Below are 12,789 nucleotides of genomic sequence, written 5' to 3'. Positions count from 1 at the left end.
CAATTCTTAACTGTGTTTTTAGAAATTCACCATTCACAATTGACCCTTCACCATTCACATCAATCATCATTGATGTTTGTGCAGCAGCTTATTAATTTTCCTCCTGGTCTGCACAGAGACTTTATACGCTTCATCACGCAGTTTCTGAATTTTTCCTACAGGCTGGAAAAAGATCTTGCTTTCAAATGGATTGAATGAAAGGAGCTCAGTGGTGCAGTTAGGAGGATCCAGAAGCTGACCTTTGTTTATTTTTACTTCCCCGATTTTAATAAAGGGAGAATTTTTCCATTCTACATTCAATCTGTTGATCGGCTGGTCTTTCAGGTTATAACAAAACTGAATAAGAACATCGGTGGTATAATCATGATCCTGGAAATAATTTTTCAGGGCTTCCTTCATTTTTAATTTCTTACCAAAATTTTTATCTACAGATTTTGGAACCAGCTTTATTTTGATCATGTGGTCACCAAAACGGTACGCGCCTACAGAATGATAATCAAAAGACAGAATAAAATCATTTCTTTTTCCCAGCAGTTTTAAAATATTTCTAGCAAACGACAACGTACAAACGGAAGGAATTACTTTGAGCATCTGAGTGGCCAGTGAAAAGAAACTGCTCCATTTTTTCATGTAAAACCGGTTTACCGCAGTAAACAATTTCAGAAAATGGGAAACTGAATTGGTGGGAAATAGAGGAAAATTAACCAAAGGGAAATTCGCGATCAGTCCGCCTTTCTCGTCCTTTATTTTGACGGCAAATCCGTAAGCAGGAATATCTTTTTCTGAGTTCTTAATTTTCAGATTGGCATTGGAAAGTCTGATGGTTAAATCAAATTTTTCAATGTCAAAAAAAGGAAGAAGTTCTTCAGGAATGTTTTTATCAATTAAAAATGTACCATCAGCTGCGGCATAAGTTTTTGCATGGGCATTTCTGGTGGCATAGTCGACATCACTTATGGAAGAAGACTGTTCAACGAAATCAGCAATGGTCTTTTTATTGATTTCGAAAAGCTTTTTTTCCTCTTCGGTGAGCTCGTCAAATTTCTTATTATATTTTAGTGGTTCTGGCATTTAGTTTTTAAATTCAATTATAACGCCAAGTTTCTGAATCCGCGTTAACCTAATGTTAAAATTATTTGAATTTTGCAGCAGACAGGGAGGTTGGGGCAGAAGTTGTTGCTAATCTGTATTTTAACTGAAAAGATGGAAGACTGGAGCCGGAAGAGGGAAGGACTCCTGGTTTAGCCTTTAACCAAAAGGCTTTTAAATTTATTTTCTTAATTATACATTAAACCCGCAACTAAAACCTCGTATCCCGTAACTCGTATCCTACCACCCACCACCATAACTCCCATCCTTCCATCTTCTCAAAAACCCCTATCTTTGTAAAAAATATCAACAATGGGAGTAGCAGATATGTTATTTAAAAAGAAAAAAGAACAGGCAGAGAAGAACCTTAATGACGGTAAGGAATACATGGTGGAATACGGTAAAAGAGAAAGTGTTGTACAATTGCCAAGCGGTTTACAATACGAGATCATTACCGAAGGCGATGGTGCACAGCCGGGACCTAAATCCACAGTAAAATGCCATTACCACGGAACTACGATTTCCGGTAAGATTTTCGACAGCTCTGTAAAAAGAGGAACGCCGGCATCTTTCCCTTTAAACAAGGTGATTAAAGGATGGACGGAAGCACTTCAGCTAATGTCTGTTGGAAGCAAATGGAGATTAATTATTCCTCCGCACTTAGCCTATGGAGATCAGCAGATCAGCAAAGAAATCGGACCGAATTCTACATTGGTTTTCGAAGTGGAATTGCTGGATATTAAATAATCCTGCTTAAAAATAGCTTAAAAATTTACCTGAATTCAGGTAAATTTTTTTATTTGTACTATATTCGTATGGATCAATTTCAAAGAACGAAGATGGCTGTAAATTTTTTTAAAGGATTTTTGCGAATCAAAGAACATTGTACAAAATAGGCAGATTAAATTTTATAGAAAATAAAATCCTCGCGCCTTAAAGCGTTCGAATTTGTTTAAAAGACTTGCGTCCTTTGCGATTATCCAACCACCACACCACACAAAGAAAAAATATAAACTGAATGAAAAAACTCTTTTACCTTTTGGCCGTATTCAGCTTATTGACTTCCTGTGTTTCAAAAAAGAACCAGGTCATCAGGCAGAACATCCTTACGCTGAAAGACAGCTACTGCAAAGCACCTTTTCAGTATAACTACAGTAACAGGGTTCCGTCCTATAATTCGGATTCTATTTTAGCGGCTAATAAAGAACTGCAGGAAATGTTTTCTGATCAGAGTATTCTTATCCTGAATGCCCTCGATAACCTTGATGAAGTTCATAAGATCATTGATTTGAAAAAAGACTCTTCCATAGCCGCCCAGGTCAAAGTTTTACAGCTTAAAAGCAAGATCAACAGTAAAATCACAATTGCGTTGACAGAATTGGATGCCGTAGCCGCAGAATTTGACTGTGAGGGAGAAAGGGTAGCGCAGATCGGAAATTATGTAGATAACCTCAATGATTCCAGAAACAATAAAATGATCCTTTATTCCATTGTAACGGGTGCTGCAGCATCCATTGCCGGCGGTATTGTATCCGATGGAGGATGGAGCAACGCGATTGATATCAGTGGGGGTGTTGTGGGAGCCGGTTTCGGTCTTGCCACGCTGAATCCGAAAGGGAAAAAAGTAGAGTTTATTCACCAACGAAATCTTTTGAGAGATATCTGGAGAGAAAAACTGGAGTCTCCGAATTTTCCGCCATTCATCTGGTATATGTATACGGAGAAAAAGTTTTCCAATAAAGAAAAACATTCCATTATCAGCAGCATGAAGGAGAGATGGCTTCATTACCAGTTTGACGACAGCACAACGGAAGCTGATCAGTCTGTGATTTTCAGCGACGGAGGTTTTTACAGGGCCGATGATCTTCACAACCGGGCAGCGATGCTCAATCAGATGCAATCGGCCACGAGAACGATCAATCAGAATATCAATTATCTGCTGTTGGATCTGGACAAATTAATTCTTTAAGAAAAATTTAACTGTAATAAAATTTGTTACAGTTAAAAATTTGTCTATCTTTGCCCTGTAATTAAAATGAACAATACAAGATTTGCTACGGCGATACATATTTTGACCTTGTTGGCTAAAAGTCCTCAGGAGTGGCTCACTTCTGAATGGATTGCGGGCAGCGTGAATGTAAATCCGGTGATTGTAAGAAAGGAGTTAAGCGTATTGAGAGAAGCTGGTTTGATTATAAGCAGACAGGGAAAAGACGGAGGAACTCAGTTGGCGAGAAATGCAGATCAAATCAGCATTTCGGAGATTTACAGATCAGTGAAAAATACGGATGTTTTGGGGAAAAAGAATCAGAATCCCAATCCGGCATGCAGCGTAGGAAAAGAAGTCAATGTTCATTTAAATACACTGTTTGAAGAAACAGATCAGTTGGTAATTAACTTTTTAGGAGATAAGTCATTGCAGGAATTCAGCGATCAGTTTGAATAAAAATTTTTTACCCGTAAATGTAACAAAAGTTATTACAATTAATTTAAAATAAAATAGTATGAAAAAAGTATCAGTAATCGGTGCGACCGGTTTTGTAGGAACAAAAGTAGTAAACGAATTAACATCAAGAGGATATGCGGTAGAAGCTTTGGTAAGAGACGCTTCTAAAGTAGAATCCAAAGAAAATGTAACAGCAAAAAGTGTCGATGTAAACAATACGGAAGAACTTGCGGAAGCTTTGAAAGGAAGTGATGCGGTAATCAGTGCATTCAACGCAGGCTGGACGAACCCAAATCTATATAACGATTTCCTGAACGGTTCCGTAAATATTGAAAAAGCAGTTGAACAGTCAGGCGTAAAAAGACTGATCGTAGTAGGAGGAGCCGGAAGTCTTTATACACCGGACAATATACAAATCGTAGATACGCCCGATTTCCCTGAAGCTTACAAACCGGGTGCAACGGCAGCAAGAGATTATTTAAACAAAATCAAAGAAAATAATACGCTTGACTGGACATTCTTCAGCCCGGCTATCGAAATGAGTCAGGCGAATGTAGGGGAAAGAACCGGAAAATACAGAACCTCTCTGGAAACACCTGTTTTTGACGAAAACGGAAGAAGCCGTCTTTCTGTAGAAGATGTCGCAGCCGTATTGGTAGACGAACTGGAACAGAACAACCATATCCGCGAGCGTTTTACAGCAGCTTATTAATTCATAAAAAAAGAGACAATGTTAAAAAAGAAATTATTATCACTGGCAGCAGTGCTGGGATTGATAAGTATGATGTTCGCAGGAAATTTGAAGATCAAAGTATACAATCCAGGTTCCAAAGCTATTTTTCCTATTACTTCGACCATTATTTACGGAGATAAAGATGCTATGCTCATCGATGCCCAGTTTCAGAAGCAGTATGCAGAACAGTTGGTGAAGGAAATTAAAGCAACAGGAAAAAATCTGAAGACCGTTTTTATTTCCCACAGCGACCCGGATTTTTATTTTGGACTTGATGTGATCAAAAAAGCATTTCCCAATGTAAAAATCATTTCCACAGCACAAACCGCGTATCTTATATCTGCTTCAAAAGATGATAAGATGGCGGTATGGAAACCACAGTTGAAAGAAGATGCTCCCTCAGGGATCATTGTTCCGGAAGCTTCCAGTGCTATTCCTGATCTGGAAGGAAATAAAATTGAGATCAGACAGAATGCTGAAGATCCTGCACATAGTTTTGTATGGATTCCATCTTTAAAAACAGTGGCCGGCGGTATTTCTGTTTCCGTAGATTCCCATATATGGATGGCAGATACACAGAATGTCAAAGCCATTGATCAGTGGATCGGACAGATTGATGCGATGAAGGCATTAAAGCCTGAACAGGTAGTTCCTTCCCATTTTGCAAAATTATCTCTGTCTCCACAGGCTCTGGATTTCGTTAAAAACTATCTGGAAAATTATAAAAAGGCAGTCACTGAAAACAAAACATCTTCAGGTGTTGTAGATTTTATGGTGAAACAATATCCTGATCTTCACGGAAAAGATGAACTGGAAATGGGAGCGAAAGTTTTCTTTGGAGAAATCAACTGGGACCTGAAGTCACCTTATCCGGCAATAGGCAACAAAGTGGAAGTAGATTTCGGAACATTTAAATTCGTTCTGGATTTCAAAAACAATAAAGAAATGTCCTTCACAGGAGTTTCCGGAAATGTAAAGGGAAATACGGATACCGTACAGTATACGGCGACAGAATTATCCAGAAATGTCTTTATGGTGTACTGGCATGAACCTAAACTGGGTTCTAATGTTACCCACATTCAGGATTATAACAAGAATATTATTTATACCAATATTGCAGAACCGAACGGATCTTTTACGCATCTGAAAGGAACGCTTAAAATTCTGAAATAATTATAGAAACTGCTGTCTAATGATAGCAGTTTTTTTTATTAATAATACAGGATACTTTCCGACAACAAGATCATTGGTGACAAGCATTTCTGGGGGCTGAGGCTCCCGAAGCCCCCATGCACTTCAATTATTTAAACCACAAAAGGCACCGATTTTAATTTGAACCATTAAGAATATTGAAGAGGTTAAGTTCCATTAAGAAAAATCAAATAGATTTTTAAATCAGCACTGCTTAAGGCGTAGCTCAACTTAATATTCTTAAAAGCTTAATAGGATCTTAATGGTTTAAAAAAATTGTCTTATAAAATAATTCTCCATAGAATCTCCCACACATTTCTCAGAATACACAGATTTTATTTTGATGTTATTACATAAAAAATGGCCGTCCAACAGACAGCCATTTTTTTTATAAATTCATAAACAGTTTCGGATTGACCGGGGTGTTATTTTTGTGTACTTCGTAGTGAAGGTGTGGGCCTGTAGAACGTCCGGAGTTACCGGATTTGGCGATAACCTGTCCTACTTTTACTTTCTCATTTACTTTTGAAACCAGTTGTGAAAGGTGACCGTAAAGGGTAGCCAGTCCATTTCCATGAGAAACAATGACACAGTTTCCATAACCGCCTTTCTGGCCTGAGAAAATAATGGTTCCTGCAGCAGCAGCTCTCACGTCTGATCCGTAAGCCACTGCAATGTCCAGTCCTTTGTGGAACTGCATCTGATCTGCTTCAGCAGGTGGATTGTTTTTTTCCATCGGCGCTTTCGCTGAGGTGTTTCCTGCTACAGCTTTCGTTGAAGCAGCTGCTGGAGATGGCGCCGGAGCAGCAGGTGCCGCTTTCGGAGTGACCATTACTTTTACTTCTCTTTTATTACCGTAGCTGTCCGTTAATTCAATAATTCTTTCAACAGGTTCAGCTTTTACTTCCGGTTTTGGTGCGGCAGCAGCCATGGGCTTGGATTCTGCGGCACCAGGTTTTACAGAGGCATATACAGTTTTAAAAGGAATTGGATTTTTTCTGATGCCGAAATTAGAGGAGATATATCCATCGGTAGGCATTCCCAGGGGAACTTCCATCAGCTTTTTTTGGAGATTCATTAAGTACTGGCTGTAGCGGTTGGCCTGTTTTGCCAGATATACAGAATTGGAGATACTGTCTTTGGCGAGGATCATCAGCTTCTGATCTGTGATGTTTTTGGATTTCAGGAATGAATTCAGCTCAGCTACAGTCTGATCTACCATGGTAAGATCAGTTTTCATTTTTAAATAATCTACACTGTCTTTTTCAGTGTTTATTTTGACGAGGTTCACTTCATACATCTTGTCATCCTTTCCAGAAAATAACCTTGCGATAAAGATAGCCTGTGCAAAAACTACTAGCAAAAGTCCTCCAAGGAGAATATTCACGTTCTTCCTGCTGTTTAGAAATTTCTTCATATTTCTTCTCTTAGTAAATTACAAAACGGTTTTAAGCCTGCAAATTTAATTAAAAATACTATTTGAGGCATATTTTTAAATAAAAGTTAGTTTTTTTTGTATTTAACGTCTAATTAGATATTTAATTGTGTTGAAGTGTTAATTTTTTCAGAAAGTAGTTTTTATCATAGTCCCAAAGTCCTTGTTCCGCCTTTGTTTTAATATATTTGCAGTTCACATTCCAATTATGGCTAAAAAGAAAATAATTTCAGAATCTTCTAATCCAAAAAAGAATAAGAACGACGTTTCTGTAGGAGTAGTAGGAAGCGGAAGTTTTGCTACCGCTATCGTAAAAATGCTGGTTGAAAACTGTAAAACGGTACACTGGTGCGTAAGAAGTGAATTCGTAAAAGGAGCTATTGAACTCCGCGGACACAACCCATCTTATCTTACAGCCGTTAATTTTAATCTTAAAAGTCTAAAACTTACCACAGATATCAACGAGTTGGTGAGCGCCTGCGATGTCATCGTATTGGCCACACCTTCCATTTACCTGTCGGATACGATGGATAAAATGACCTGTGAATATGGGGACAAAATTTTTGTTTCTGCAATTAAAGGGATTATTCCTAAAGTAAATGATGTGGTAGCGCATTATTTAAGAGACGAATTTAAAATCGGCTTCAGAAACCAGGCTGTTATTGCAGGACCATGTCACGCGGAAGAAGTCGCTATGGAAAGACTTTCTTACCTTACCGTTGCTGCCGTGGAGGATGAGACAGCTGATAAACTGGCAGGAATTTTCGGTTCAGATTTTATCAAAGTACATTCCAGTAAAGATATTTTAGGAAATGAATACAGTGCGATTCTTAAAAATATTTTCGCCATCGGAGCGGGAATAGCAAGTGGACTTGGTTATGGGGATAACTTCACTGCCGTTTTTGTTTCTAATGCGATCCGTGAAATGGAAATCTTCCTGGAAGCGGTATACGAAGCGCCAAGAGATGTGAACGAAAGTGCTTATCTGGGGGATCTTCTGGTAACGGCATATTCTCTTTTCTCCAGAAACCGAAGCTTAGGAAACCTTATCGGAAAAGGATATACCGTAAAATCTGCAATCCAGTCTATGAACATGGTGGCAGAAGGGTATTATGCAGCAGATTCTATCTATAAAACAGCCAAGCAGAAACATCTTAAACTTCCGATCATTGATACCGTTTACGCCATTCTTTATGAAGGCAAGAATGCGGAAAAGCAGTTTAAAAAATTAACGGCAAAACTGAATTAAATTTAATACAACTTAAAAATAATTAACCGTCATTTAGTATAATGGCGGTTTTTTTGTCTGTTAATAATCCATATGGTTTACCTTGCTCACGTTATGGTACGTATTGATGTACATTCTTGGAGACTGACCAATAATACTTTTAAATACCCTGTTGAAATTGGTAATGCTATTAAAACCGGCTTTATAGGCCGCTTCTGAAATGCAGTCTGCATTTTCTCCGGTAATAAGGTTTTTACATGCAGCATTAATCCTTACTTCATTCAGAAAAGAAATAAAGGTATGGCCTGTATGTTTCTTGAAATACCTGCAAAAAGCCTGTGGCGTCATAAAAGCAGTGTTGGCGACATCTTCCAGGGAGATAGGATTACTATAATTGTCCGTAATGAAATTAATGATTTTACTCAGCCGCATCCCTTCATTCTCACTGAAATTGGATGAATACAGATCGGAACAGAGCAATTCTATATTTTCATTCAGATCCTGTAATGTATTAATCAGTTTCACAAAACTTAATAATACATCCACACCTGTTGCCTGATGAACCGTAAATATTTGTGGAATTATATCTTCTGCAACGCCGGAGGGAACTTTAAAACCGTGCTTATTCTTGTTCAAAAAAGCACAGGCCATCTTCATTTCTGGCAGGCCGAACAAAGGAGCGAGAATACCATTGGGGTTGAAGTAGACGGAACAGGCTTTGATCACCTTTTCTTTGTCATCGGCAAAATATTCGGCATTGCTTTTAAATAAATGGGGAAGCTTAGCACCGATCACAAAGACATCTCCGGGACGGAAAGCGTGCATATCATTACCAGCAATCAAAGTTCCTTCACCGCTTTCTATATAGGTAATCTGCCATTCATCGTGCCTGTGAAGATACTGGTAAAAATAAGGAAGTTCGATATACTCCGATATCACACTTTTGTCCTGAGGTACAAGGATCGTAAATGGCAATACTTTCATATTAATTTGACTAATTAACTTAGGCGAAATTAATAATATTAACCTAAAAATACAGAACGAATATTTAATTGGGTTAAAATCCTGCTATAGTTTGGTAATATTTGAAAAAACCTTTAGAAGAAAGTTCTAATGATAATAATACCTCCGATAAAAGATTTTTTAGTAAGCCTCACTTCTGATCGATTCGATTTCTTCAGTAGTTACGGCCAAATGTTTACCCAACATTCTGCTTCCACTGTCAGTAATCATAAAGTCATCTTCCACTCTGATGCCGCTGAAATTTCTGAATGTTTCCAGTTTATCGTAATTGATATACTCAGCAAACTGATTGGATGCTTTCCAACGGTCGATGAGTTCAGGAATGATATAAATACCCGGCTCAACGGTTAGTACATAACCTGCTTCTAGTTCTTTGCCTAATCTTAAAGATTTAAGACCAAACTGGGTTGTATTTTTAATAAGATCATCCGTATAACCTACGTACTGTTCGCCTAAATCTTCCATATCATGAACATCCAGACCCATCATATGACCTGTACCGCATTGAAAAAACATCGCATGAGCACCAGCTTGTACGGCATCATCAATATTTCCATTCATCAGACCGATATCTTTTAATCCCTGTGCCAGAATTTTGCACGAAGCCAGGTGTACATCCAGATATCTTACACCGGGTGCTAATAAGTCTTTAGCATGATGATAGGCATTCAGTACAATATCATACACATCCTTTTGTTCAGCACTGAATGTCTTACCCACAGGAAAAGTACGCGTAAGGTCGCCGGCATATCCTAAAGCGGTTTCCACTCCGGAATCATTTAAAACCAATTGTCCTTCCTTAAGCTGATTGCCATAATAATGATTATGAAGAATTTCCCCCTGAACCGTTAAAATAACAGGATAAGCCAGATTCCCTCCTGAAGCCAGTGCTTCACTTTGTATCTTAGCGGCAAGTTCACGTTCGTACATTCCTGGTTTTGTATGTTGCATGACCATTAAATGGATATCAGCCGAGATTGCTGCTGCACGGTCTAATTCTGCAATTTCCTCAGTTGATTTAATTGAACGCTGTGCGACAACGGCTTTTATGAAGCTTAATGATGCGCGCTCTTTCAGCTGATCTGTAGGGATATTAAACCAGTTCGTCAGTTTAATTATATTTTCCGGGCGGTAAGGCGGTAAAAAATGAACGGAACGGTTTTTCTCCTGATATTTTTTGAGATAGTTCCCGAGCTGATCCAACGGAAGAATTTTTGATAGACCGGAATCAGCACTTTTTTCGGCTAATGTTTTCTGCCTGCCCATCCATACAATATCATCAATACTCATTTCATTTCCGAAGAGAATGGTTACATCTTCGTCAAGATCAATGATAGCGGCTAGTGAAGGCTCATTGATTCCAAAATAATACAAAAAGGTACTGTCCTGTCTGAAATGATAGATATTATCTTTAAAATTCATCGGGCTGTCTTCATTACCCAAAAAGAGCAATATCCCGGAATTTAATTTCGACTGTAACGCAGCACGTCTTTGGAGGTACACCTTTTTTTCAAACATATCATTAAGTATTAAGCAAATATCCCCAAAAATGATTATTCATTAAACCCTATAAAGGTGAATGGTTAAAATATGGGTGGTATAGGCAAATTATAAGCTAAGATATTAAAGTTAGCATATATTTTAATTGATCTTACTTAATTTTTGTAAAATTTTAGGATTGGCTGTAAATGGTCATTTCAGGAAATCAACGAACGATTTGATTGCTTGTTTCGATAGAAAATCATAGACCGTATCCATAGAAATTTTTTGCCTGTTCGGAAACTGTTTTAACAATAAAAATTAACGTGTTAAAATCGTTAAACCCATCCATACTTATAAAACTTTTCCCGAAATTTGATGTAAATTTTAGAATTATGCCACACTCGCTTACAAGCAGAACACCGAAACCAAAATATGACGTTGTACTGATAGGCGGCGGAATCATGAGCGCCACTTTAGCAACACTGCTTCACGAATTTGATCCCAATCTGGAAATCGCCATATTCGAAAGGCTTGGCAGGTTTGCGAAAGAAAGTACAGCAGCCTGGAATAACGCAGGGACGGGGCATTCGGCTTTTTGTGAACTGAATTATACTCCTGAAAAACCAGACGGAACCGTTGATATTACCAAAGCGGAAAGTATCGCAGAGCAGTTTGAAATGTCAAAACAGTTCTGGGCGTATCTGGTGACTAAAGGATATGTTCAGGATCCTAAAGATTTTATCAATTCATGTCCGCATATGAGCCTTGTGTTCGGTGAAAAAGATGCTGAATATCTTAGAAAGCGTCATGAGAAAATGGCAGATTCCGTTCTGTTTTCCGGGATGGAATATTCTATGGATCATGAGCAACTCAGAGAATGGCTTCCATTGGTGATGAGCAAAAGAAATCAGTCTGAAGTGATGGCAGCTACCAAAATGGATATGGGGACCGATGTCAATTTTGGAACGCTAACCAGAAAAATGGGAAGACATTTGCTGGAAGATTCCAATGTTGAGGTTTTCCTATATCACGAGGTAAAAGATGTTAATCCGAGAGAAAACGGAAAGTGGGAAATGAAGGTGAAAGACAGAATCCACAATCACAAGCAGGAAGTTGTTGCTGACTTTGTATTCATCGGTGCCGGCGGATATGCGCTTCCTCTTTTGGACAGTTCAGATATTAAAGAAAGTGAAGGTTACGGAGGTTTCCCTGTTTCCGGGCAGTGGCTGGTAAGTCATAATCAGGAACTGGTAGAAAAGCATCACGCTAAAGTATATACTCAGGCGACTGTAGATGCTCCGCCAATGTCTGTTCCTCACCTGGACCTTAGAATTATTGATGGTAAAAAAGCCCTACTTTTCGGACCTTTTGCCGGATTTTCTACAAAATTCCTGAAAGAAGGAAGTTATTTGGATTTACCGGAAAGCGTTAATACAAAAAATTTAAAATCATTATTTGGTGCCTGGTGGCATAATCTTCCTCTGACGAAATACCTTATTCAGCAGGTAGCCATGACAAAATCCCAGAGAATGCAGCATCTGAGAGAATTCATCAAAGACGCTAACGAAGAAGATTGGGAATTGAAAGTAGCCGGACAGAGAGTACAGATCATCAAAAAAGATGAAAAAGAAGGTGGAAAACTGGAATTCGGAACTGAGGTGGTTGTGAATAAAAACGGAACTATCGCTTCATTGCTGGGTGCTTCTCCGGGTGCATCCACTGCGGTGTATGCCATGCTGAACGTTCTTGAAAAATGCTTCCCTGAAAAACTACAGGGTGAGTGGAAAGACAAACTGTTGGAAATAGTCCCTTCATATGGTCAGAAATTAGCTCACAATGCTGAACTTACTGAGAAAGTGAGAAATTATACAAAAGAAAAACTGGAATTGGAATATTAAATAGTGAATTAGACTTCAGATGGCAGATATCAGATTTCAGACTATCGAGGTCATTAATTATTATAAAGTCAATTGTGAATTTTGCTTCGCAAGTGAAATGTGAATCTTTTAGACAGAATTGAAAAATTCACAATTCACAATTGACCCATTCACCATTTAATTATTATAAAGTGAATGGTCAATTTTGCTTCGCAAGTGAATGGTCAATTCTTAACTTCATGTTTAGAAATTCAGAATCCAAAATCCAAAATTCACGATTGTCAT

11 protein-coding genes are annotated in these 12,789 nt (G+C 38.3%); 7 read left to right on the top strand and 4 right to left on the bottom strand.

Annotation, left to right across the window (positions count from 1 at the left end):
* Positions 1-66 precede the first annotated feature (66 nt).
* Positions 67-1,071, bottom strand: coding sequence for a catalase family protein (locus N0B48_RS05330; RefSeq protein ID WP_259837276.1), 1,005 nt, complete (start codon positions 1,069-1,071; stop codon positions 67-69).
* 330 nt (positions 1,072-1,401) lie between these two features.
* Here N0B48_RS05330 and bamJ point away from each other — a divergent pair, with 330 nt between their 5' ends.
* The 5 genes from bamJ to N0B48_RS05305 all read left to right on the top strand — a co-directional run bounded on the left by bamJ (position 1,402) and on the right by N0B48_RS05305 (position 5,441).
* On the top strand, positions 1,402-1,836 hold the full coding sequence (gene bamJ / locus N0B48_RS05325; protein WP_259837275.1) for a BamJ family beta-barrel-assembly machinery protein: 435 nt from the start codon (positions 1,402-1,404) through the stop codon (positions 1,834-1,836).
* Between the two features lie 271 nt (positions 1,837-2,107).
* On the top strand, positions 2,108-3,058 hold the full coding sequence (locus N0B48_RS05320; protein ID WP_259837274.1) for a hypothetical protein: 951 nt from the start codon (positions 2,108-2,110) through the stop codon (positions 3,056-3,058).
* Between the two features lie 66 nt (positions 3,059-3,124).
* Complete coding sequence (locus N0B48_RS05315; RefSeq protein ID WP_259837272.1) at positions 3,125-3,535, top strand: Rrf2 family transcriptional regulator; 411 nt, start codon at positions 3,125-3,127, stop codon at positions 3,533-3,535.
* 58 nt (positions 3,536-3,593) lie between these two features.
* On the top strand, positions 3,594-4,247 hold the full coding sequence (locus N0B48_RS05310) for an NAD(P)-dependent oxidoreductase (protein WP_259837269.1): 654 nt from the start codon (positions 3,594-3,596) through the stop codon (positions 4,245-4,247).
* Positions 4,248-4,265: 18 nt separating this feature from the next.
* Positions 4,266-5,441, top strand: a complete 1,176-nt coding sequence (locus N0B48_RS05305; protein ID WP_259837267.1) for an MBL fold metallo-hydrolase — start codon at positions 4,266-4,268, stop codon at positions 5,439-5,441.
* A gap of 406 nt (positions 5,442-5,847) precedes the next feature.
* Here N0B48_RS05305 and N0B48_RS05300 read toward each other — a convergent pair whose 3' ends face one another.
* Positions 5,848-6,876, bottom strand: a complete 1,029-nt coding sequence (locus N0B48_RS05300; RefSeq protein ID WP_259837266.1) for a M23 family metallopeptidase — start codon at positions 6,874-6,876, stop codon at positions 5,848-5,850.
* Between the two features lie 226 nt (positions 6,877-7,102).
* Here N0B48_RS05300 and N0B48_RS05295 point away from each other — a divergent pair, with 226 nt between their 5' ends.
* On the top strand, positions 7,103-8,143 hold the full coding sequence (locus N0B48_RS05295; protein WP_259837265.1) for an NAD(P)H-dependent glycerol-3-phosphate dehydrogenase: 1,041 nt from the start codon (positions 7,103-7,105) through the stop codon (positions 8,141-8,143).
* Between the two features lie 60 nt (positions 8,144-8,203).
* On the opposite strand, the gene N0B48_RS05290 is transcribed toward N0B48_RS05295, so the two are convergent.
* Together N0B48_RS05290 and N0B48_RS05285 are read right to left on the bottom strand one after the other, a co-directional pair.
* On the bottom strand, positions 8,204-9,106 hold the full coding sequence (locus tag N0B48_RS05290; RefSeq protein WP_259837264.1) for an AraC family transcriptional regulator: 903 nt from the start codon (positions 9,104-9,106) through the stop codon (positions 8,204-8,206).
* Between the two features lie 159 nt (positions 9,107-9,265).
* Entirely contained in the window at positions 9,266-10,663 is a 1,398-nt protein-coding gene (locus tag N0B48_RS05285) for an aminopeptidase P family protein (protein WP_259837263.1), read from the bottom strand.
* A gap of 356 nt (positions 10,664-11,019) precedes the next feature.
* Between N0B48_RS05285 and mqo the strand changes: the two genes are divergently transcribed.
* Positions 11,020-12,525 carry a malate dehydrogenase (quinone) gene (mqo, locus tag N0B48_RS05280; protein WP_259837262.1) on the top strand — a complete coding sequence of 502 codons (1,506 nt, stop codon included), beginning with the start codon at positions 11,020-11,022 and terminating at the stop codon, positions 12,523-12,525.
* The last annotated feature ends 264 nt before the right edge of the window (positions 12,526-12,789 follow it).

This window comes from Chryseobacterium herbae (genome assembly GCF_025154075.1).
Lineage (GTDB): Bacteria > Bacteroidota > Bacteroidia > Flavobacteriales > Weeksellaceae > Chryseobacterium > Chryseobacterium herbae.
Note: the sequence above shows the minus strand (reverse complement) of the source record. Positions and strands in the feature narration are given on the sequence as shown.